Source organism: Lentilitoribacter sp. EG35 (assembly GCF_040784015.1).
In the GTDB taxonomy this organism is placed as follows: Bacteria; Pseudomonadota; Alphaproteobacteria; order Rhizobiales; family Rhizobiaceae; genus Lentilitoribacter.
The window spans coordinates 115,804-137,645 of sequence record NZ_JBFNGQ010000001.1; the positions used below are offsets into that span (position 1 = coordinate 115,804).

Sequence of the window (21,842 nt, forward strand, 5' to 3'; positions counted from 1 at the left end):
TCGGGTCTCCTGTTGGGCGCTCTGGTTAGTTTTCTTAGTTCCGCGACTGCAGAAGTTCCAGCTCAATTAAGTTCACAAGATTTCATAAAATTTGATCGTCAGCAAGCTGCAATTGGCCAGTTGTTATTCTATGATAAAATCTTATCTGGCAATAGAAATATTGCTTGTTCAACTTGTCATCATCCAGATTTTGGTACAGCGGACGGATTGCCTTTGGGCGTGGGTGAGGGCGGTAAAGGTCTTGGTCCTGAACGGACAACGGGGATGGGCGATAATCGCATAAAAAAGCGTATCCCTCGAAATGCCCCAGCACTTTGGAATTTAGGCGCGAAGTCTATCCATACCATGTTTCATGATGGACGCCTTAGTATAAGCGAGCGCTATGAGAATGGTTTTGATAGTCCTGCGGAGGAATGGTTGCCTAAGGGGTTTAATTCGCTGTTGGCCGCCCAGGCTGTTTTTCCACTTGTTGCGCAGTTTGAAATGGCGGGCAATCCAAAGGAAAATGAAATTGCCGGTGCTGTTCATGATCGAATTGATGCAGCCTGGCCATTACTAGCTAAACGCGTTCGCATCATACCGGAATATGGCAAAGCTTTTGTTCAAGCATTTGATCATATAGAGCGCGCCGATCAAATTACTATTGTCGATATTGCAAATGCGCTGGCGGCTTTCATGGGTACTGAATGGCAAAGTTTTGATAGCCCCTACGATGATTTTTTAGGCGGGAACCAGCTTGCGCTGACGCCCGAACAGAAAAGCGGCATGGATTTGTTTTTTGGTAAGGCAAATTGTGTCGATTGTCATTCTGGAGCGCTTTTAAGCGATCAGAAATTTCATGCGCTTCAATTGCCGGCATTCGGCCCGGGGCGTACGCGCCGGTTTGATCCCATTCCCCGCGATGTTGGGCGAATGGGAAAGTCAGATTTGTTGGAAGATGCATATCGTTTTCGCACACCAATGTTGCGTAATGTTGCGTTGACTGCTCCTTATGGCCACAATGGTGCCTATCCGACACTTGAAGGCATAGTTCGTGCACATGTGGAAGAAACCCCGATGTGGTCGCGAGCTTTGGTCAAATTACCAACTGCACCATGGATCCAATCTGTAGATTTCGCGATACAGGACGATTATCGGGAAATGAAGCGACAATCGAATGTGCGTGATACAGACGTAATCAATCTGAGTGATAATGAAATTGGTGAATTGGTTGCATTTCTCAATGGATTAACGGGTAAAACAGTTGATGCAACGCCATTTGGGATTCCGAAAGCTGTCCCGAGTGGTCTGGATTTAGATTAATCCAATCATGTAATGTTTGTTAAATTCTAAGTGCGCTATGTAAACAACGCATAGATCAACGTTACCATCGAGGTTCGAGATCTATGCGTTGAATGCCGATCTAATCGCGTTGACCTTGAACAATTCTGTTCAAAATCATTGCGCAGAAGAGAATTGCAAAACCTGCCAATATTCCTTGCCCAACGGAAGAGTATTGTAGGGCTTCAAGAACATCTTCGCCCAATCCCTTTGCGCCAATCAATGAGGCAACAACAACCATGGCTAGGCTGAGCATGATGGTCTGATTGATGCCAGCTAGGATCGATGGTGCTGCGAGCGGCAAATCGACCTTAGTAAGCAAATACCACTTGGATGCACCATAGGCTATTGCGGCCTCCCGAACAGCCTCTGGCACACCCCGCATTCCAAGAACGGTAAGACGGACAACTGGGGTGCCACCAAAGATCATTGTTGTAATGACCGCAGCAGGTTTGCCGACGCTGAAGAAAGCAATGACAGGGATCATGAAAACAAATGACGGCATGGTTTGCATGAAATCCATGATGGGTCTGATGATTGCATAAAATCTAGGACGCCTTGCACAGAACAGGCCTAATGGCACACCAAGTGCAATGGATATACATGCTGCTGTTCCTAAAAGAGCCAAGGTCGTCATAGCCTTTTCCCAGAATCCAAACAGACCCATATACGCTAAGAATGCGGATGAAGCGACTGCTCCTGCAATGCCCGCAGAAAGCCATGTTAAGAGGATAATGATACTTGCGATAACTGGCCATGGCGTTTCAACGAATAGAACTTCGAGACCATCAAGAACGACGCGAATTCCATAGCTTACAAAATCGAATAACCATTGTCCTGAAGACCGAATAAACTCGAATAATTGCTCAACAACTTTAATTGCAGTTAGGCGAATATTCACGTCCGTTGGGAAATCCGCAAGCCAAGGCATTATGCCCGGGAAGGCAAAATGAACGATACTGACAGCGAAGATAAGTAATACAAAAACGGAGCTAGTTATCGTTCGAAATGGATTTAGACCAGCTTTTATGGTTCGATCAGAAAGCCAGATGGAGAACCGACCTTCTAATGCGGCGTTCGCAATAATTCCTTCGAAAAATTTGGTGATCAATAGCAATGCTAGGCCAAATAGGGCGATCCAGACGGCGTTTTGTTCGGCAACGAGTATCTCGGTATTAATGTCTACGATGGCTTGTTCCAATGAAGCAATCGCACGCTTGAAAACATCAACGTTGTCAGCACCCTTGTTAATCGCTGCTTCCAACTGCTGATTTCGAAAATCTAAAGTTCCCTCGATTTGCGATATTCTTTCTCGTGCACCTGCGCTTAAATCACCGAAAGTACCACGCGCGATCTGAATGAGGGCAAATGTTTCTACAATGACAAATGGTAGGCCCCAGTTCCAAATTCCCCGCATGCCATACCAGATTGGCCCAAGAAGAGCTGCCATCCAGTTGAAGGTGTAGGTAAATGAAGCTGATGCTCCAATTTTAGCAAAGTTTTTGCTGTAATAATCCGGACTACTTTGCACAAATTCTCGGAGCAACTCATCGCGGTTTTCTGCACGATCAGCAGCGAGCTCTTGTGCGCTTTTGTCTTCGATCACTGAATCCATAACCATTATGATGTCTCCGTACCTTCAATAACTGTTCGTAATAAATCACTTTGATCAATCACGCCCTGTATCTTTCCATCTGCGTCAGTAATTGCCATAGGCTCTTTGTGCTCAATGGCATGTTCAATCAGCACACTGAGCGATGCATCAAGTGGGAATGAATGGCTAGATTTTGAGAGCTCGCCATTATCTTGTTCGTATTGAGCTAAGGGTTGCATGACAGTATGAGCTTTTACCACCTTTAATCGTGATATTCCGGCAACGAAATCAGAAACATATTCATCTGCTGGGTTTAAGACGATGTCTTCCGGTGTTCCGATTTGAACGACGCGGCCATCGCGCATAATTGCAATCCTGTCACCAATCCGAACGGCCTCATCTAAATCGTGTGTGATAAACACAGTTGTCTTATTCATTTGAGAGGCGAGCTTCATAAACTCGTTTTGCAATTGTCTGCGGATTAGTGGATCCAGCGCACTGAATGGTTCATCCATAAGTAATATTTTAGGATCCGCTGCAAGTGCTCTTGCAAGGCCTACCCGTTGTTGCATCCCGCCTGATAGTTCATGGGCAAATTTGTTTCCCCATCCGGTTAGTTCAACCATATCAATGGTGCGTTCTGCAATTTCATTGCGCTCATTCTTGTTAATGCCGCGAATTTCGAGCGGCATAGCGACGTTATCCAGAACAGAACGATGCGGCATCAATCCAAAGTTTTGAAACACCATGGAGATGTGCTCGTTTCGATATTGTCGCAACAGATCAGGGGGCATGGCCATTATGTCTTCGCCATTGACGAGAATTTGACCAGCTGTGGGTTCAAGAAGGCGATTAATATGTCGGACCAATGTTGACTTACCGCTTCCGGATAGGCCCATGACACAGAATATTTCACCGGGATTGATGCTCATGTTCGCATCGGCTACGCCGACGACACATCCGTGTTTTTCGAGGACTTGCTTCTTCGTAAATCCTTCATTCTTGATATCTTTTAGAGCGTTTTCGGCATTTTTGCCGAAAATTTTCCAAACGCCTGATATCTCGATAGAATAGCCTTGCTGTTTCATGTCGATCCTGAGGTGTTATATAAACGGGAATTGGTGCCCAACATTGTGGGCACCATGTCGAGTGTGGACTAATTTAGTCCAAGCCAGCCATCAACGCGGTCAGAATTTTCCGCGACCCATTTTTTGGCAACGTCACTCGCTGATTTTCCACCTTCAATTTCAAAAGCAAAACTGGATACATCTTCACTTGTCAGTTTCATGTTTTTGAGCAATTCGGTGATCGCCGGTGAACGTGATGATAAAGATTTTGAATAGGCAATTTGCACTTGTTTCAAAGCATCTTCGGTCATGACTTTTGAATTTTCATACCAGTTCGGATCTTCAGAAGGCTGTAAAGCCTTATATTTTGCGGCATCAAAAGCAGGTTCTTCAAGTCTCACGACATCGTGCTGGAACCAGATGGCATGTGGTGAATAGCAGTAGAACGCATAACCAATACCTTTTTTGATGGAATCGCCAACTGTTGCGGTCATAACCGACTGATCAGCACGAACAGCATCCATGAACGGCAGTAGACCGTAGTCGCGTACTTTAACTTGGTTGACATTTGCAGATGCCCAGCCCGGAGCGCCTACCCATATTTCACCCTTACCATTGCCATCAGCATCCATAAGTTTTGCAATTTCTGGACGTGCTAGATCAAAGATAGATGTGACACCATTTTTTTCAGAGAAATCTTTTGAAACACAAAAGCTCTGTTTTCCTTCATAGGCATTTTCAGAAAGTGCGACGTTACCTGTGCCGTCAACATATTTATCAGTGAAGCTTTTTTGGTTGGGCAACCAAACGTCTGGATGGACATCAATATCACCTTTCCCAGCGTCCATTGCAGCAAAAATTGCAGCATTGTCGCCTGGGACCAGCTCCGCCTCACTACCCATTTTACTTGTTACAACTTCCTGAATGAGGTGAGCAATTGCCTGCGCGCCGGTCCAAGCAGGTGCACCAATTTTAACGGTTTCCGCCATCAAAGCAGTTGATGACATTGCAAGTGCTGCCACTGCGCCAATAATAGTTTTTTTCATTTTATAGTTCCCTTTTTTATAGCAACCCATCTGTTGTCCGACGGGTATTTCGACATTTTGTTTTAGTTGGATTGTGTTGGCAAAAAATCCTTTATGATTGCGTTGAAAAATATAGGTTTTTCCATGTGCACATTGTGTGCACAGTTTGAAACGACGACCAAACAACTGTTTTCGATACCGTGCCAAAGTGCTTCGGGTTGGCTTTGGTTATAGGATCGATCACTTTCTCCCCAAATGATCAGTGTTTTAGCGCGAATGTTTTTTAATTCCTCTCGGCCATCCCAATTCTCCCATGCGGTGAGACTGGCTAAAGCTGCTTGCATATTTGCTTGCAACCCAAGTTTAACACATTGATCATAGCCTTCTGCATCTTCCCTGTGTAAAAACCAGGTTGCGGCGATACGTTTAACGGTTTTTTCTAACCCATCATTATTCAATCGGTCGCGTGATTGCTCAATGGTTTCAAAGCGATCAGGCAGTACGCCAACAGGTCCAGTTCCGTAACATATCAAATGATCGATGCGATCGGGAGCAATTGCAGCCATTGCTTGAACAATCATTCCACCCATGGAATGTCCCATCAGGTGGAACTTATCAACACCTCTATCCGTAAGCTCTGACAATAACAGATTTGCTATATCAATAATAGAGTTCGGCGCTTTAACTTGCGCGCTATCTGCAAAACCGGGAAGATTAGGTACGATAACTTTAAAATGGTCTTTAAAAAATTCGAGTTGTTCTTGCCAGATATCAGCGCCTGCTAAATATCCGTGAACTAGAACCAGGGGAAACCCTTTTCCGGCAGTTTTAAAGACCAGTTCGTTCATTCAGCCGCCTGTTGTCTTGAAAACAGATGTTCATAAGCAAACAATGCTGCCGAGCCACCGGTATGAAGGAATACGACGTTCTCGTCTTTTTTGAAGTATCCTTTTTGTATGAGGCCTATAAGTCCAGCCATGCCTTTTCCGGAATATACGGGATCGAGGAAGATAGCTTCTTCTGTTGCCAACATGCTTATCGCATCGACCATTTCATCGGTAGGCTGACCATAACCCGGGCCAACATATTCATCATAGGCTTCTACTTTGCTTCGTGCGAGGTCGCCTTTTGCTCCGATCAAATCGGCCGTAGCACAAGCAAGTTTATGAACATTGTCGATTTGTTTTTCTTTGGCAGCTCTCACTGATATCCCGACGATATCGATAGGTGTGTTCATTGCATGAAAACCCGCAACCAGACCAGCCTGCGTTCCTGCGCTACCGGTTGCATGCACCAGCTTGTCGATGCGCAGGCCCTGTTGATCCGCCTGATAAACCAGCTCCGCCGCTGCATTTGCATATCCTAGAGCACCCACTGTGTTAGAGCCGCCGCCTGGTATGAAGTAGGGCTTTAAACCTTTTTCCTGAAGTTTATCTGCGTATTCCTGACCTTCTTTGTTCATATCTAGACCTTCAGGTCGAAATTCATATTCGCACTTAAGTAGATCGTCAAAGAATACATTTCCCGTTTGCGCATATCTATCGCCCTGATTGACCACGCGGTGTTCAAGCAATGCGAAACATTTCATACCCAACTTTCTTGCTGCTGCTGCTGTTTGGCGAACGTGGTTCGATTGCGTTGCACCTTGAGTTACCAGCGTGTCGGCACCCTTTGCTACAGCGTCAGCTACGAGAAATTCGAGTTTTCTTGTTTTGTTGCCGCCAGTGGCTAACCCTGTACAATCATCTCGCTTAATCCATAATTGCGGCCCACCTAGAGCTTTTGTTAAGTTTTCCATTTTTTCTAAAGGCGTTGGGAAGTGCCCAAGAGAAATTCGGTTAAAGCGAGCTAGATGCATGTGTTTTCTTTCTGGGTTATTTTTATTTTCTTTAATATTCTTGATATCTCAAATTTTTACCAATGTTATATTTTCATTTTGTTATTCCAAATTTGCATAACGTATAAAACTCTGTTTTTATAAGGCCTTAAAGGAGAGTAAATGGACACTAAATGGTTGGAAGACTTTGTCAGCTTTGCGCATCATCTCAATTTTACGAAAGCTGCCAATGAGAGAAATATTACACAATCCGCATTTTCACGTCGAATAAGGTCGTTAGAACTTTGGGTGGGTGCAGATTTAGTCGATCGACGCTCATTCCCGGCTTTGCTGTCTCGAGCGGGAAAAGAGTTTTTGCCAATTGCAAAAGAGCTGTTGCAGAATTTACAACGTGGTAGAGAAGAGGTTCGGCAAACGATTGGGATTGAGCTGGATACTCTTCGTTTTGCTGCCCCCCATTCGATCTCCATTCATAACCTCATGCCTTTGCTTTCCGAACTTGGACATATTATTCCAAATTTAAAAACACGTGTTACGTCAGATAACCTTTATAATTGCTGCGATCATCTTTCGGAGCAAAATAGCGATTTTCTTGTTTGCTACAGATCTCCAGATGTTGCATTAACGCTTGATGAAGAGCGTTTTCAATTCATAGAGATAGGTGCAGACCGTCTGGTTCCAGTCCTATCTGCAAGTTTGTATCCGTCATTTGTGGAAGCTGAAAAAAAACCTCTGCCATATCTATGTTACTCTACGGGATCATTTTTGGGGCTCATAGTTGATAAATTGATTGATACTAAACAGCCAAACTTATTTGTTCGCCACACAGATGCATTTTCTGAATCTCTTAAAAGCTTGTGTCTGCAAGGGGCCGGTATTGCATGGCTATCAGAGGCTGCGATTAAGTCAGAGATTGCTAGAAAAGAGTTAATCGTAATTGGTGAGGATGATTGGCAAGTCGATTTAAAATTGGTCATTTATACAGAGCCAACATTGCACACTGCGCAAAGCAAAATCGCATGGAACTTTTTCAGTAAGATTGGACAATAGACCAAGGTTGCATTTATCTGTTTTGATGGAACGATGGGGATGTTTTTTTCTTGATAGACACCTCCTTTATTAAACTTAACTTGGTTTGAAGACGGAAGCTTTCAATAAGACTTCGGCTAAAACTGATATTGCTAGTGTTCTGGAGTCTCGTGTGGACGGAATAAGTCCAATGGGACCTTGTAAATTTGCCAACTCTTTACTCGAGGACCCTTGTAAGGTTAGTTCGTTCAATAATGTTTGTCTTGCTCGCTTACTTCCTTGTGCGCCAATGTAAAATGCTGGTGAAGAAAGAATGTTTTTCAGGATTGGGGGTTCCCAGTCATGGTCGTGGAAAAACAGCAAAATTGCGGTCCATTCATCTATCTCAACAGATTTAGGAAACTCAGGTTTAGTGAGATAGAATGTACCGCAGCCAATATTGTTTGCGTATTCAATCATCTGCCTGTCTGGTGATAATAACAGACTGTCGAATGACGCGGTTCGGACAAGGGACGTGAATGTAAGTGCTTCCGGTCCCTTGCCGAATACTAAAAATCGTAATTCAGGTATGATGCGGGCGTGGAAAAATTCTCCATTTCTCTCTGTTTTGGTTTTATCTGAAAATGACAAACTTCCAGTGTCGCAGTTGATTTGTAATGTGGTGGCGGAGCGGTTACGTGTTTTTGTTATAACCTGGCGCAAGATTGCCTGATCTGGCGCGTAGATTAATGTGATCTCTAATGTTCCCCCGCATGGCAGTTGAATATCGATGAATGGTGAGCCGTTGCCATATCGAACTGTTATTGGCTCTCCTTTAGATTTAGCTTGCTCAGCGTGATGTAGAAGATCAGATTCGATACACCCTGATGACAGGGTGCCGACATTTGAATCATCAGCCAAGATGGCCATCATTGCACCCAAAGACCGATACGATGGCCCTTCGATACTGGTAATGATCGCTAGGGTTCCCGGTTCGTCGGCACTCGATAGTGCTTTGAGCGGATCTATATCTGATACGTAAATCATATGTTGCTTGACCGTAAGAGAATATTGTTTGTTTTAAGAGCTAACTAATTTACCCCAAAAGCCTTTCTTTTCATCTTGGTCATCTTCTGGATCACCGCAAACTACTTTCTCAAAGTTATCAAAGAAGTTTTTAGATAGTTTTTTTGCTGTGCTGGAGACGAGCCGACTGCCCAGTTGAGCTAATTTACCACCAATTTCTGCTTTGGCCATGTATTTTAACATCGTGCCGTCGTCTTGTTCCACCAACTCTACATCGGCCCCACCTTTTGCATAGCCTGCTACCCCGCCATTGCCTTTTCCAACAAGGGAAAATGTGTCTGGCGCGCCGCTACCATCAAGGTTTACTTCGCCGCTGAACTTGGCTTTAACTGGCCCTACCTTTAACACGACTTTAGCTGTAAGTTCGGTATCAGATTCCTTTACAAGTTCCTCGCAGCCAGGAATGCATTGCTTTAAAATCTCTGGATCGTTCAGTGCTGCATACACTACATCTCGGGGTGCATTGATAAAAATTTCGTCTTGAAGTTCCATTTTATTCCTCTAACAACATGGGCCACGCATCAGCAAGAAGGCGTTAATTTCTTCCTGCTCAGGTTGGTCCTCCGTTTCATGATTGGGATTAGTCTTCTGTTTTGTAAATTTGTCAGTTACGAACGATATAAAGTTTTTAGGTTCAGGTTTTTCCGCATCTACAATCGCACTCGTTCCCGGCAAAGGAACACGCTTGGCCGAAGTGGCGCGTTTTTTCATTATGATTTCAGCAATAATGGAAAGGGCGATCTCTTCGGGAGTGACTGCTTTTATATCCAACCCCGCAGGTGCCTTTAACTGAGCGAAGGTGTCTTGTGACATACCAGCACTGATTAATTTTTCGCCTAAACGCGCAGCTTTCTTGCGGCTTCCGACAAAGGATATAAATTCAGCAGGGCCAGATAAGGCGGATTTGAGTGCTGCTTCGTCCCCACTTCCTTGAGTTGAGACAACAATAAATCTTTGACCTTTACGTTCTGGAAGTTCGAACCCTTCAATATGGCGGTCGACATTTGTGAATGCATGGTGATCAGCTTGTTTCGTGCAAATTGTGCATGTGTAGCCCATTGGCTTTGCGAGTTGAGCTAGCGCTATGGCGACGGGGCTTGCACCAAAAATCACAAGTTCAGGCTTAGGGCGAACAGCCTCAACAAAGATATCCATCGAGCCTTCGCTTGGACACATATTGGTTGCAAACTTTACACCATCCTTAATTTCACCAGATGTAATTCCTTGTTCTGAGAGGAGGTCTTCCGGTTGCACTGAAACTAGTCTTGGGTTTCCATCATCTAAGGCTTCGCGCGCTGCCTTTAATACCGCAGAACGTGCGCAACCTCCGCCGATCCAACCTTCTGAGATGGTGCCATCACCCATAATAATTGCTTTTGCGCCGGCCTTGGCAGATGTGACTGAAACAGTTCTAACAACTGTTGCCATGGCAAAAGCTTCACCTTTTGACTTCAGTTCCGATATGACATCAAGAATATCGGTTGGCGCATTTTTCACCATTGTCATATTCTCTCCAATTCAGGTTCAAGAGCGGCCAAATCATTGAGTGTCGTGGCTGCGGCAAAAAGATCGAGATAAGGTAAAGCTGCTGCCATGCCTTTAGCTATGGGTTCGTAATCTTTCCAACCCTTAAGCGGGTTAAGCCATATGATTTTGCAACCACGCTTTTTTAGCCGCTTTAGTTGTTCAGAAATTATATTGGGCGGGTCGGTGTCATACCCATCGGATAAAATGATCACGACAGATCTCCCATTGACCTGATTCGCAGCATATTGTTCGTTAAATCTACGCAGATTTATGCCAATCCTGGTGCCGCCGCCAAAGCCTTGAGCCATCATAGACAGCCGGTTGATTGCGCGGAATGTATCTCCATCACGTAAAGCGTCTGAAATTCGAACAAGTTGAGTATGAAATAGATATGCATCCGTGTTTTGATCGGCACTCATTAGCCCCTTCAGAAAAGCCAGAAACACACGGGAATAAACAGTCATGGAACCGGAAACGTCTAAAAGCGCGACAATATGTTGAGGCCGACTGGGCTTGTTACGTTTTAGCAACCATAAGGGTTCGCCACCTGTGGACACGCTTCTTCGGATGATTTTACGCAGATCGAGGTCAGCACCTTTTTGCGCGGCGCGACGGCGACGTGATCGGCGGTAGCGCATCGCTTTTGCCAAATCTTCAGCTACTTTCTCTGCGTGAATTAAGTCTTTAGGTTTCATAAACTCGCGAAGGTCAGTTTTCTCAATATTGGCAATTTTTGATGAGATTAATTCGCCATTTCCTGATTGACTAGCTTCGCCAGTGCGATCATCATCTGGCAAATCTTGTTCGCCGGTTGAGCTGGTATCACCAACAGGTTCAAATGGGTTTTTGCTAGTTTGACAATTTTTTTTCTCAGGTGCATGTTCAGTCTGTCGATCACGGTCGTGAGTGCGACCTTTGTTCATCCAGTATGCTTTGAAAAGATCGTCAAATTTGGCGAACCGATCAGCATTATTTGCGCAGATTGATTTGAGTGCGAGCCTTGTTTCGTGAATATTGGTAAGATTAATGTGGCGCAGAGCAAGAAGCCCAGCTTCTGTTTCAGCAACACCAACATTGATGCCATTAAAACGCAGATGAGCCATGAAGTCTGTCATGCGTTCAGCTATATTATGCACTCTTTCTGGAAATTGAGTCACTGGCATTATGCTACCTTTCCCAATAGCCGCTCCGCAACCTCTGACGGAATGGCAGCTTGGTCTGATTGTGTTTTTAGCAAGCAAACGAGCGTTGCTTGCAGTGTAGCCGGATCATCAGATAAATCATTAATCCCCAAACCGGAAATAGCTGCTGCCCAATCTAGCATCTCGGCAATGCCAGGCTTTTTTTCCAACTCTTCTTTTCGTATTGCTTGAACAAATCCAACGATCTGATTGGCAAGTTGTGTATTTAATCTTGGATCGCGCTTATTTAAGATGGCTAATTCAGTTTGTAGATCGGGATATTCGACAAATGAGTAAATACAACGACGGCGAAGCGCATCGGATAAATCACGGGCACCATTGGCTGTTAAAACAACAAGTGGCCGACTAGTTGCGTTGATGGTTCCTAGTTCTGGAATGGAGATTTGGAAGTCAGAGAGTACTTCTAGAAGGTAAGCTTCAAACTCTTCGTCTGCACGATCTACCTCATCGATTAGCAGGACGGGAGGTGTTTCTTGAGAGATTGCTTCTAATAAGGGGCGCCGAAGCAGGTACCTTTCAGAAAATATACGCTCCTCAATATTTTTCTTTTTGTCATTTCCAGCATCTGCACGAATGGCTAGTAATTGTCGCTGATAATTCCATTCATAGATTGCCGAAGCTGAATCTAGTCCCTCGTAGCACTGAAGCCTAATCAGGTTTGTGTCTTTTACATCAGCCAGTGTCTTTGCAATTTGCGTTTTGCCGACACCTGCCGAACCTTCAAGCAATAAAGGACGCTCTAACTCAATTGCCAAGTGAAGAGCCATCGCAAGCGCGTCAGAAGCCACATAGTTGTTATCAGCCAACTCGGTTTTTAATTGGGTCCAGGTCATATGTTCACTTTGAAGTTTGCGGCCCAAAAGCTTAGTTTCGGGCCGTTGTCTTTACTAGTCGTGCAAGCCCAATTTATTGGCGGTTTGCCAAATACGCCAATGATCATGAGGCATATTTGTATGTCGCAGTCCAAAGGCTTTGAATGCATCTTGAACAGCATTTGAGAAGCAAGGTACACCGCCAACATGAGGGCTTTCGCCAACACCTTTTGCTCCAATCGGGTGATGAGGGCTAGGTGTTACCGTGTGATCCGTCTCATAATTGGGTGTCTCCCAAGCTGTTGGCAAGAAGAAATCCATCAGTGAGCCAGTCTTCACGTTCCCCATCTCATCATAGGCAATTTCCTGCCCCAGCGCGACGGCAAGCGCCTCAGTTAAGCCACCATGAACCTGCCCTTCAATGATCATTGGATTGATGCGCGTTCCGCAATCATCCAGAGCATAGAACCGGCGAACGTCTGTTACACCAGTATCAACATCAATATCCATGACACAAACATAGGCGCCAAATGGATAGGTCATGTTAGGCGGGTCATAATAACTTACAGCTTCCAACCCCGGCTCTAATCCTGGAATGACTTGGTTATAGGACGCATAGGCAATGTCTTTCATCGTTTTGAAACGTTCTGGTGCACCTTTTACAACAAAGCGGTCTACATCCCATTCAAGGTCACCATCATGAACTTCCAGTAAATAGGCGGCTATCATCTGTGCCTTTGCTCGGATTTTACGGCCAGCCATGGCGGCAGCTGCGCCTGCAACGGGTGTAGAGCGCGACCCATAGGTTCCAAGGCCATAAGGTGCGGTGTCAGTGTCTCCTTCTTCAAGTGTAATATCATCCGCGGATAGGCCAATTTCACTGGCTAGGATCTGAGCGAAGGTGGTTGCATGTCCCTGACCCTGGGAGATCGTTCCAAGTCTCGCAATTGCTGAACCTGTTGGGTGAATTCTGATCTCGCATGAATCAAACATGCCCATGCCCAGAATATCACAATTTTTAACGGGGCCTGCGCCAACAATTTCGGTAAAGAACGATAGTCCTATTCCCATCAATTTACGGGTTTCCCCGCGTTTGAACGCCTCAATGCGTTCTGTTTGTTCTGCACGTAAGCTTTTGTAATCAACCGCATCTAGGGCTTTATCCCATGCGGTGTGATAATCACCAGAATCATATTCCCAGCCAAGCGCAGATTGATATGGAAATTGTTCCTTTTTGATAAAGTTGATCCGGCGTAAGTCAGCGGAGTCCATGCCTAACTCGATTGCCAAAACTTCTATCATTCGTTCAATGAGATATACTGCTTCCGTTACACGGAATGAGCACCGATAGGATACACCGCCAGGTGCTTTGTTGGTGTAGATGCCATCAACAGCTAGATAAGCGGTAGGGATATCATATGACCCAGTACAGATATTCATGAAACCCGCTGGAAACTTGGTTGGGTCAGCACAAGCATCAAATGCACCATGATCAGCAATAACATGAACGTCGAGACCTGTTATTTTCCCCTCTTTTGTGGCGCTAATCTTCCCTTTCATCCAATAATCACGAGCAAATGCGGTTGACGTCAGGTTTTCAATTCTGTCTTCAACCCATTTAACAGGTTTACCCGTCACAATGGACGCGACTATTGAGCAAACATAACCTGGATAAACACCTACTTTGTTTCCAAATCCGCCGCCAATATCTGGCGATATGACTCTGATGTTGCTTTCTGCAATGCCAGATAAAAGCGATGCGACTGTGCGCACGACATGCGGTGCCTGAAAGGTTCCATAAAGCGTGAGTTTTCCATTTACCTTATCCATGCTGGCAACAGAGCCACAGGTTTCAAGCGGGCAGGGGTGGGTGCGGTGATAATACATTGTTTCTTCAGCCGTCACTTCAGCACTATCGATCACGTTTTGTGTTGCTTCTTTCTCACCAACCTCCCAAGTGAAAATATGATTGGGGTGACGGCGCGGCCCGTGGGCACCTGTTTTCTGATCTGCAATATCTTCACGTAATATTGGCGCACCTTCTATCTCTGCCTTGTATGGATCGACCAGTGCAGGCAATTCCTCGTATTCGACTTCAACAAGCTCAACTGCATCCGCCGCTGCATATCGATCATTGGCAACAATGAAGGCAACTTCTTGCCCCTGGAAAAGCACTTTTCCATCAGCAAGCACCATTTGCTTGTCGCCGGCAAGTGTGGGCATCCAGTGGAGATTAAGTGGTCGAAGATCATCTGCAGTTAGCACGGCGACGACACCGGGTACTGCCATAGCAGCATCCGTGTTTATGTTTTTCACATAAGCATGGGGGTAGGGTGAGCGCACAAAGTCGCCAAAGAGCATGCCAGGCAGCTTTATATCATCAATGTAATTGCCTTTGCCTTGTGTAAAACGAGCATCTTCAACGCGTTTGCGTGAGCAGCCGAGACCATTTAGAGCGGCGGAACGTTCTTCTTTTGGAGGTGTCATCTCATTCATTGTGCTGCCTCCTTTGCGGCATTTAACTCAGCTGCTGCTGCCAAAATCGACTTAACGATATTCTGATAACCGGTACACCGACATAGGTTTCCAGCCATTCCAAACCGAACTTCTTCTTCGGTTGGATCAGGGATTTCTTGCAAAAGTCTATGTGCTCTTGTGATCATGCCGGGAGTGCAAAACCCGCACTGAAGGCCATGATGTTCTTTAAACATCTCCTGTAAGATGTGCAGCTTGTCAGGATTTCCAAGACCTTCAATCGTGGTGATGTCGGAACCATTTGCTTGAGCAGCAAACACAGTGCATGACTTAACTGATTTTCCATCCATATCGACTGTGCAGGCACCGCAATGTGATGTTTCGCAACCGATATGCGGGCCTGTTATATCAAGTTTTTCACGTAGTACATGGATAAGAAGTTCACGAGGTTCAGCGAGTGTTTCAACATCTTCGCCATTTATTTTCATTTTGATGTGCATTTTTCCCATAATTATCCTCCGGCAGTTTTCTAAGCGCGTTCAATCGCGCGCTTGATGGCACGGAGAATCACGATTTTTGCTGCATGTTTTTTAAATTCAATTGGACCACGATTGTCCTCGCCAGGGTCACAGGTGTTGACTGCTGCAACTGTGGCAGCTTCCAAGACATCGGCACTTAAATCAGAGCCGTTGAGGATTGCTGTTGCTTCCTCGCAATAAATGGGTGTGTCCCCGAGGTTGGTTAATGCTATCGACGCATGGCTACATGTCGCGCCTTCTTTGGTAATCAAAACACCAGCAGCAGCGGTCGCGTAATCGCCAATTTTACGCTTTTGCTTTTCATAGGCATAACCACCAGATGGTGCTGAGAATGAGATGGATGTTAGAATTTCTTCTTCTTCTCGAGCGGTAAAATATGCAGCCTCGTAGAAGTCGCGTGCAGCCACGGTTCGAGAGCCATTTGGCCCTACGAGTGTATAGGTGGCGTCTAGGCATTGCATGAGGCCTGGCATATCATTTCCCGGGTCACCGTTGGCAACATTGCCGCCGATTGTGCCAACATATCTAACTTGCGGATCTGCAATTTGAAGTGCAGCTTCAACAATGATTGGTGCGGCTTTTGCGAGCTCTTTGCTGGCTATCATTTCATGTTGAGTTGTTGTGGCGCCTACCGTTACAATATTGCCGGCAATGTTGATGCCTTTCAACTCGCTAATCGCCTGTAGATCAACCAGATGTGAAAGATCAGCCATCCGCAATTTCATCATGGGGATCAAACTGTGCCCACCTGCGATAACCCGTGCTTCGTCGCCATGTTCTACGATAATTTTAATCGCGTCATCGATAGAATTTGGCCGATGGTATTCAAATGCTGCTGGTATCATTAGTTCCTCCATCTAATTGATAGAGCAACATAAGATGAGATTTTTATCTATTGCATTCGCATATATTCGAAATGCGGTGCACTGCGCACGAGATGCGAAAAAAATTCATGAGATGCGAATTCTGATTACTATTAGAGCGCCAACTTCTCACGAACTTCCACGAGTTTGGAGCGACTAACTGGAACTTTTTCAAACGAGCTAAAAGCAGCAAAAAGCAGAAACCCATTGTCTTTTGTACGCTCGAAGCTGCTTATGTGAACTGGATTAACCAAATAGCTGCGATGGGTTTGTAAAAAACCTTGATCGGATAGTCGCTTTGTTGTTTGTGAAATGCTCCATGGGCAAAAGTGTTTTTCATTGACTGAATACAAAATTGTGTAGTGACCTTCAGCGCGCACGGCAGCCACGTCTTTAGCATCTATAAAGTAGGTACTGTTGTTTTTTTCATACGGTATTTTAAACGGTTTTGGTGTTGCTAGCTGGTTCGTTTTGATGGCTTTTTGCTCATGTTGGCCTTGTGTGTGAGGAACGTCTTCGTTCGTCTTTTTTTCAATTGTACCAACTTCTTTTGTGACATTCGCAGGGAGTAGGCTAACACTCATGAGTAAGAATGATCCGCTTATTACAAAGCTTGAAATAGCTACTCCCATAGCCAAGAATTCGTTGCTTAGCCATGTGTTTGGTACTGATAAATCTTCGAGACTGCTGAAACTTGTACCCATCATTGCAACAAAATGTACGGTGAAAACCGCAATGCCAAATAAGACCGTACCGGCTATGATGTTCTTGTTACGTCTTTCACTATAGGAGATAAATACCATGCTGACGCTGAGAATAGTTGATGTAACAATAGCTACGAAAATACCGATGATGGAATATTGAGGCTGCACTAACCGAATGCCATACATTCCAAGATAGTGCATGACGAGAATGCCCAAACCAACAATCATACCGGCGGCTAGTTTGGTCTTTGTTGTTCTTGGTATAAAGTGCAAAATAATAAGTGCTATACCAACCACCAAAATAGCAACCAATGCGGATGCAAGGGTAATAAGTGCATCATAAAAAAAAGGTGCGGATAACTTCATTCCTAACATCGCGATGAAATGCATAGACCAAATTCCAGTTCCCATTGAAATTGCGGCCATAACAAGAATACGTTTTCGCTCTAGTATAGCTAGATTTGACGCGCCTTGCATGAGACTAAGACCTGTGAAGCCCGCCATCATAGCAACGAGTAAAGATGCGAAAATTAGTCCGTGATTATGTGTCATTTCGAGCAAATGCTCTTCTCCCAATAAAATAACATCTCCATTATATATTGATGACTTCCCAACTTGGTCAACGTTCTTCGCTCGAATTACGAAATTTGAGGTCGCGGCAATTGAGTTTAGATATCAATAGCGTACTTCACCTGATTGAGAATTTTGTGACAGATAGGTTTGCTGCCTGAATTTGTTCAGACGTAGATGAGAGCTTACATTGGACCGCATAGCTCCAGATAAAACGGAGTGGTTTTTCTGATTCTCTAAATTCATAGATAAGTCATTAATGAGTCACTGCGGTTTTGGACTCAAGCCTAGTCTTCAAATTCCCGGGTTCTTTGTGAAGAAAACATTTATTACTTTGGCAGGCATATTGCTTGCCCGCGCGGCACTAACAGATGATCATATGCTACAAGAAAATTGCGAATGATTTAAAGCTGATCAAACGCTTCTCGCTGAGTAGGATATTATAACTCCCAATCGCGGTGCTCCGATATGCTTGTAAATACATTTAGTGCAATTCCAACATCTACACTAAATGTCTAAATGACCCCTAGGCGAACTGCTTTTGCGATCATCTGCATGCGGTTTACAGCGTTAAGTTTGCGACAAACGGCAGAAACATGTTTATCTACTGTACTTTCCGTAATGGAAAGGATTGCGCCAATCTCATTGCTGGTTTTTCCTTTTGCGACCCACTTTATACATTCAAGCTCGCGCGAAGTCAGTTCGAAATCTGGTTTGCTACACAACATCATAATTCTAACTATTTTTTCCATAAAGTGAGCGGCCATCATAGATTTGCGGACGGCATCATTTGTTGGTGTTGCTCGGATCGGGGTTTCGCCAAATCCGATAAGGCATAAATTGCCGTCTGGCTGAATAGATGGGATCGTAACTTCGAAATCATCCTGCAACGTACTGAATATGTTGAAGATTAAATCGCATAATCCAACTAATTTGATGTTATTACAATCGACCAGAACCCATTTGCTTGGAGCAGTTGCTGAATTCATCTCTTTCAAAACAGTAAAGTAATTGACATTGCTTCCAGTGTTGCTCGCTTCGCGATTTGGGTAGATGCTACCAAATGGAATAAGCGCTGCAATGTTGCTATCATTTCCACTTGTGTCGAATAACTTTATGTTATGAAGTGGATAATCTCGCATCAATTCATGCATGTAGCTATAAATGTCCGATCCGGTTTCAATCAGAAACGGGACGTCACGCTGCAGGTTTGTGTGCACGGGGGAATTCATAATTTATCTCAAATTTTAGGGAGTAGTTTCGAGACGCCTAGCTTTATTTCCTCTATAGTACTAGGTAAAGTTACAGAGTTTACAGTAAAATGGATGCAATATTCGAACTTAATCTGTGACTATTATGTGTTCGTATCCGCAATTTCACCCGGCATAAATTTGGTGTTAGTTGACTCATTTGTTTATGCCTGTGTATTTATTATGAAGTAATTCTTTGAGGTGCCGCTTAATTGCGGTCTAGGCGCATGGAATCGTTTACAGATGATGAAATTGAAGCAGCACTAGAACGAATATTTTCCTCCGGTGTATTCAAATCATCTCCAAAATTGAGGCAATTTCTACGCTATATTGTTACGCAAAAAATCAACGGTCAAGATGACCAGTTAAAAGCATATTCCATTGCGATTGATGTGTACAAATATCCCACTGATTTTGACCCTCAAAATGATCCTATTATTCGCGTTCAGGCGCGCAGACTAAGATCTGCATTGAAGGAATATTATCTACAAGAGGGTGCAAGTGAGCGTCTGAAGATATCAGTTCCGCTTGGTAGCTATCGGCCCGTATTCTCAAAGAACTTGGATCTATATGAAAAAAAACAACTAAAGTTGATTTCGCAGGATAAGGAGAGGTTCACAAAAATAAAACAGCGTTACATATTGGCGGGTTTATTGGTTTGTTTAATGATAATTGGCCTGTGTATTGGTTGGATTTTGGGAGGGGCTGAGGTTCCCAATACCGACGATCATGACCCGGGTACAATTACCGTTGTAATACGAGAAGAAAACGGCAACCTTTCATATGGCAAAGACAAAGAAGATGTGAAGTTTTTTTCGAGAAATATACAATCGTCACTGGTTCGAAATTCGGCATTATCCGTCATTTTACCCGAAGAGTTATCGTCTGATAAAGATGCAAATGGTGCTGATAATGAAGTAGACTTCATTATCAATATAAGAGGCCTGCAATCAGATTTTGTAAGATATATTGCGATTGAGTTGGCAGATGGTCACACGGGCAGGCTTCACTGGACAAAAGCGCATAGAATATTTGATGTAAATGACAATACTATATTACAGATTGTTACTGAACTGAGCTCGCGTATTTTAGGAGCGTCGGTTCAAGCGTTGGATGGACGTGACCCAAGAACGCTTACAGCATCGCAGCTGTTTGTGCTTGCAACATGGATTCCCGGCCCTGCAAAAAGTACATTAACTTGGGAGAAAGAGCGCATTGATCTGGCCCGCTTGGCCTTGGAAAAAGATCCGGATTTCGGTCCAGCTTATTCTGTTTTGGCGGACAAATTGGCTTACCTTGCAGCCGTAGATGGCGCTTCCGATACAAAAGAATTTGTTGATGAAGCCAGGGTAAGTGCGACGCGTGCGCTAGAATTTAGTGCTGGAGATGGAAACGCGCTTTTCAATGTCGCTCAGCACTATTGGCATTTAGGACAACTTGACGATTCTATTGCGATGATGAAGCGGGTTCTCGAAGTTGATCCAAGTCATGGATTTGCGCGTTTTTTCTCTATTGTTCTTCCTTACACATGCTCTATGGCTCCCGATAAGGTTTTGGATGAAGTTGTAGATTTTGATCAGTCTCTTGATTCTGATAACCCTGCTCGTTGGGTTACGCTGACATGGTTGGGTTGGCTACATCTCAACCGGGAAGAATATGAGGCAGCTTTGAGAGCTGAGGAACAGTCTGCGCAAATTTTCCAAATTCCTTATACAATCATGCGTCGCGCCGCCATTTTGAATTTATTGGATCGCCCTGAAGAAGCGATGGATTTGTTAGAAAGTCAGAAGTCTAACTGGCCAAATTTGGATCCAACGCATTTCGCAAAGATAACTTTCCCTAGGCTTTGTTCGGAACGTGAAAACTCCGGGAAGATAATAGGCTTCTACGAAGAGTTGCAGAAGTCAGTGAATAATTATGTGGACAGATAAATGCTGGATAAAGAGTCTACTTCAAGACGGCTCTAATGAAATTTCAGAATTAAGTAAGTGTAATCTGGTTTAAACAAAACTGCGGTTATGAAAATTTCCTAAAAAATCGTGTCTTATCAAACATCGTTTCAAGTTCTTCCATACGACCTTTGGTTTCACCCCAAAAGGTTTCTTGAACCTGCGCTATAATAATTTCTGCAATAAGCATACAGGTTACATTTGAGTCCCAAGCCGAGGGTACAACAATACGGCTGCTAAAGCTAAACTCGGTATGCTGCCCGATGGGAGACTGCCATTGATCTGTAAACAAGATAATCTGCGCGCCTTTCTCTCGTGCCATTTCAGCCAGTTTTAGTGTGCTGTTTTCATATCTGCGAATGTCAAAAATAACGACAATGTCACCTTCATCTATGTCGAGAAGATAGTGCGGCCAGGCATTTGAACTCGAACTGATATGCGTAACGTTTTTCCTGATAACTTGCATATGTAGGAAAAAATAATCCGCCAGCGTACGGGTTACTCGCCCGCCAACGACAAAGATTTTTCTGTTTGGATCGCTTAATAGAGCGCAGGTTGCGTCAAATTTTGCTGTATCGATATCGCCCAGAGATTGGCTTATATTATCGATTACAGCTTCTGTAAAACGATTAAGTACGTGCCCTTCGGGTGCATCATTTGCCCATCGCTCACGTTTCGCGATAGGGCCGGAAATTTTTTCATCCAACTCAATGCGTAAATTGGCCTGAAAATCAGGGAAACCGGAGAAACCGAGTTTTTGAACAAGGCGCGCAACTGTAGGTGTGGAAACCTCGGCGGCATGAGCAACTTTTGTAATGCTCCCAAGACCCGAAACCGGATAATTTTTAAGTATCGAATCTGAGAGCTGGCGCTCCGCACGTGTTAGCCCTCCGGCCATATCACGTAACTTTTCTGCAATTGTTTTTGGTGTCACTGGGTACCTCTTACTCAGTGAGTATAATCATATTAATATGGAATGAGAAGAAAATTTAAGAACAAATATTGACAAACTGA

Annotated in this window: 18 protein-coding genes and 1 pseudogene; 3 read left to right on the top strand and 16 right to left on the bottom strand. The window is 44.3% G+C overall.

From position 1 onward, the window contains the following. Positions 1 to 12: 12 nt before the first annotated feature. Positions 13 to 1,302, top strand: a complete 1,290-nt coding sequence (locus tag AB2J24_RS00520) for a cytochrome-c peroxidase (protein ID WP_367384048.1) — start codon at positions 13 to 15, stop codon at positions 1,300 to 1,302. 100 nt (positions 1,303 to 1,402) lie between these two features. Here the strand turns inward: AB2J24_RS00520 and AB2J24_RS00525 are convergent, their stop codons facing one another. From AB2J24_RS00525 to AB2J24_RS00545, 5 genes are all read right to left on the bottom strand, one after another. Next, the gene (locus AB2J24_RS00525; RefSeq protein ID WP_367384049.1) at positions 1,403 to 2,941 is read right to left on the bottom strand and encodes an ABC transporter permease; all 1,539 of its coding nucleotides are present in this window, start codon (positions 2,939 to 2,941) and stop codon (positions 1,403 to 1,405) included. Further along, complete coding sequence (locus tag AB2J24_RS00530; protein ID WP_367384050.1) at positions 2,941 to 4,002, bottom strand: quaternary amine ABC transporter ATP-binding protein; 1,062 nt, start codon at positions 4,000 to 4,002, stop codon at positions 2,941 to 2,943. The genes AB2J24_RS00525 and AB2J24_RS00530 overlap by 1 nt, the downstream gene beginning before the upstream one ends. A 68-nt stretch (positions 4,003 to 4,070) precedes the next feature. Further along, positions 4,071 to 5,027, bottom strand: coding sequence for a glycine betaine ABC transporter substrate-binding protein (locus tag AB2J24_RS00535; RefSeq protein ID WP_162652812.1), 957 nt, complete (start codon positions 5,025 to 5,027; stop codon positions 4,071 to 4,073). A 62-nt stretch (positions 5,028 to 5,089) separates the two neighbouring features. Beyond that, entirely contained in the window at positions 5,090 to 5,854 is a 765-nt protein-coding gene (locus AB2J24_RS00540; RefSeq protein ID WP_367384051.1) for an alpha/beta fold hydrolase, read from the bottom strand. Continuing rightward, positions 5,851 to 6,864: a D-cysteine desulfhydrase gene (locus AB2J24_RS00545; protein ID WP_162652810.1), complete on the bottom strand. Its 1,014-nt coding sequence runs from the start codon at positions 6,862 to 6,864 to the stop codon at positions 5,851 to 5,853. The genes AB2J24_RS00540 and AB2J24_RS00545 overlap by 4 nt, the downstream gene beginning before the upstream one ends. A gap of 141 nt (positions 6,865 to 7,005) precedes the next feature. Between AB2J24_RS00545 and AB2J24_RS00550 the strand changes: the two genes are divergently transcribed. Continuing rightward, positions 7,006 to 7,893, top strand: a complete 888-nt coding sequence (locus tag AB2J24_RS00550; RefSeq protein WP_162652809.1) for a LysR substrate-binding domain-containing protein — start codon at positions 7,006 to 7,008, stop codon at positions 7,891 to 7,893. A gap of 75 nt (positions 7,894 to 7,968) precedes the next feature. On the opposite strand, the gene AB2J24_RS00555 is transcribed toward AB2J24_RS00550, so the two are convergent. The 10 genes and pseudogenes from AB2J24_RS00555 to AB2J24_RS00600 form a co-directional block, all read right to left on the bottom strand. After that, positions 7,969 to 8,898 (bottom strand): XdhC family protein, encoded by a 930-nt coding sequence (locus AB2J24_RS00555; protein WP_367384052.1) that lies wholly within the window; start codon positions 8,896 to 8,898, stop codon positions 7,969 to 7,971. Between the two features lie 33 nt (positions 8,899 to 8,931). Next, on the bottom strand, positions 8,932 to 9,429 hold the full coding sequence (locus AB2J24_RS00560; RefSeq protein WP_162652807.1) for a CoxG family protein: 498 nt from the start codon (positions 9,427 to 9,429) through the stop codon (positions 8,932 to 8,934). Positions 9,430 to 9,636: 207 nt separating this feature from the next. Further along, positions 9,637 to 10,437 (bottom strand): annotated as a pseudogene (locus AB2J24_RS00565) (XdhC family protein); the annotation flags it as partial. Between the two features lie 2 nt (positions 10,438 to 10,439). Next, complete coding sequence (locus AB2J24_RS00570) at positions 10,440 to 11,627, bottom strand: vWA domain-containing protein (RefSeq protein ID WP_367384053.1); 1,188 nt, start codon at positions 11,625 to 11,627, stop codon at positions 10,440 to 10,442. Continuing rightward, positions 11,627 to 12,499, bottom strand: coding sequence for an AAA family ATPase (locus tag AB2J24_RS00575; RefSeq protein WP_367384054.1), 873 nt, complete (start codon positions 12,497 to 12,499; stop codon positions 11,627 to 11,629). Before AB2J24_RS00575 ends, AB2J24_RS00570 begins: the two co-directional genes overlap by 1 nt. 54 nt (positions 12,500 to 12,553) lie before the next feature. After that, positions 12,554 to 14,974 (bottom strand): aerobic carbon-monoxide dehydrogenase large subunit, encoded by a 2,421-nt coding sequence (locus AB2J24_RS00580; protein WP_367384055.1) that lies wholly within the window; start codon positions 14,972 to 14,974, stop codon positions 12,554 to 12,556. Continuing rightward, positions 14,971 to 15,462, bottom strand: a complete 492-nt coding sequence (locus AB2J24_RS00585) for a (2Fe-2S)-binding protein (RefSeq protein ID WP_367384056.1) — start codon at positions 15,460 to 15,462, stop codon at positions 14,971 to 14,973. Before AB2J24_RS00585 ends, AB2J24_RS00580 begins: the two co-directional genes overlap by 4 nt. 20 nt (positions 15,463 to 15,482) lie before the next feature. Continuing rightward, the gene (locus AB2J24_RS00590; protein WP_367384057.1) at positions 15,483 to 16,337 is read right to left on the bottom strand and encodes an FAD binding domain-containing protein; all 855 of its coding nucleotides are present in this window, start codon (positions 16,335 to 16,337) and stop codon (positions 15,483 to 15,485) included. Positions 16,338 to 16,468: 131 nt separating this feature from the next. Continuing rightward, complete coding sequence (locus AB2J24_RS00595; RefSeq protein WP_367384493.1) at positions 16,469 to 17,611, bottom strand: MHYT domain-containing protein; 1,143 nt, start codon at positions 17,609 to 17,611, stop codon at positions 16,469 to 16,471. A gap of 533 nt (positions 17,612 to 18,144) precedes the next feature. After that, positions 18,145 to 18,861 carry a helix-turn-helix transcriptional regulator gene (locus AB2J24_RS00600; protein WP_367384058.1) on the bottom strand — a complete coding sequence of 239 codons (717 nt, stop codon included), beginning with the start codon at positions 18,859 to 18,861 and terminating at the stop codon, positions 18,145 to 18,147. A 245-nt stretch (positions 18,862 to 19,106) separates the two neighbouring features. On the opposite strand from AB2J24_RS00600, the gene AB2J24_RS00605 reads away from it, so the two are divergent. After that, positions 19,107 to 20,810, top strand: coding sequence for a tetratricopeptide repeat protein (locus AB2J24_RS00605; protein ID WP_367384059.1), 1,704 nt, complete (start codon positions 19,107 to 19,109; stop codon positions 20,808 to 20,810). A gap of 85 nt (positions 20,811 to 20,895) precedes the next feature. Here the strand turns inward: AB2J24_RS00605 and AB2J24_RS00610 are convergent, their stop codons facing one another. After that, on the bottom strand, positions 20,896 to 21,762 hold the full coding sequence (locus AB2J24_RS00610; protein WP_367384060.1) for a MurR/RpiR family transcriptional regulator: 867 nt from the start codon (positions 21,760 to 21,762) through the stop codon (positions 20,896 to 20,898). Positions 21,763 to 21,842 lie beyond the last annotated feature (80 nt).

Bases quoted from the DNA above. Each gene is read 5' to 3' on its own strand.
- AB2J24_RS00550 (WP_162652809.1), top strand. From the start codon at position 7,006: ATGGACACTAAATGGTTGGAAGACTTTGTCAGCTTTGCGCATCATCTC.
- AB2J24_RS00525 (WP_367384049.1), bottom strand. From the start codon at position 2,941: ATGGTTATGGATTCAGTGATCGAAGACAAAAGCGCACAAGAGCTCGCT.
- AB2J24_RS00605 (WP_367384059.1), top strand. From the start codon at position 19,107: ATGGAATCGTTTACAGATGATGAAATTGAAGCAGCACTAGAACGAATA.
- AB2J24_RS00595 (WP_367384493.1), bottom strand. From the start codon at position 17,611: ATGACACATAATCACGGACTAATTTTCGCATCTTTACTCGTTGCTATG.
- AB2J24_RS00590 (WP_367384057.1), bottom strand. From the start codon at position 16,337: ATGATACCAGCAGCATTTGAATACCATCGGCCAAATTCTATCGATGAC.
- AB2J24_RS00540 (WP_367384051.1), bottom strand. From the start codon at position 5,854: ATGAACGAACTGGTCTTTAAAACTGCCGGAAAAGGGTTTCCCCTGGTT.
- AB2J24_RS00535 (WP_162652812.1), bottom strand. From the start codon at position 5,027: ATGAAAAAAACTATTATTGGCGCAGTGGCAGCACTTGCAATGTCATCA.
- AB2J24_RS00530 (WP_367384050.1), bottom strand. From the start codon at position 4,002: ATGAAACAGCAAGGCTATTCTATCGAGATATCAGGCGTTTGGAAAATT.
- AB2J24_RS00545 (WP_162652810.1), bottom strand. From the start codon at position 6,864: ATGCATCTAGCTCGCTTTAACCGAATTTCTCTTGGGCACTTCCCAACG.
- AB2J24_RS00570 (WP_367384053.1), bottom strand. From the start codon at position 11,627: ATGCCAGTGACTCAATTTCCAGAAAGAGTGCATAATATAGCTGAACGC.
- AB2J24_RS00580 (WP_367384055.1), bottom strand. From the start codon at position 14,974: ATGAATGAGATGACACCTCCAAAAGAAGAACGTTCCGCCGCTCTAAAT.
- AB2J24_RS00600 (WP_367384058.1), bottom strand. From the start codon at position 18,861: ATGAATTCCCCCGTGCACACAAACCTGCAGCGTGACGTCCCGTTTCTG.
- AB2J24_RS00575 (WP_367384054.1), bottom strand. From the start codon at position 12,499: ATGACCTGGACCCAATTAAAAACCGAGTTGGCTGATAACAACTATGTG.
- AB2J24_RS00560 (WP_162652807.1), bottom strand. From the start codon at position 9,429: ATGGAACTTCAAGACGAAATTTTTATCAATGCACCCCGAGATGTAGTG.
- AB2J24_RS00585 (WP_367384056.1), bottom strand. From the start codon at position 15,462: ATGGGAAAAATGCACATCAAAATGAAAATAAATGGCGAAGATGTTGAA.
- AB2J24_RS00555 (WP_367384052.1), bottom strand. From the start codon at position 8,898: ATGATTTACGTATCAGATATAGATCCGCTCAAAGCACTATCGAGTGCC.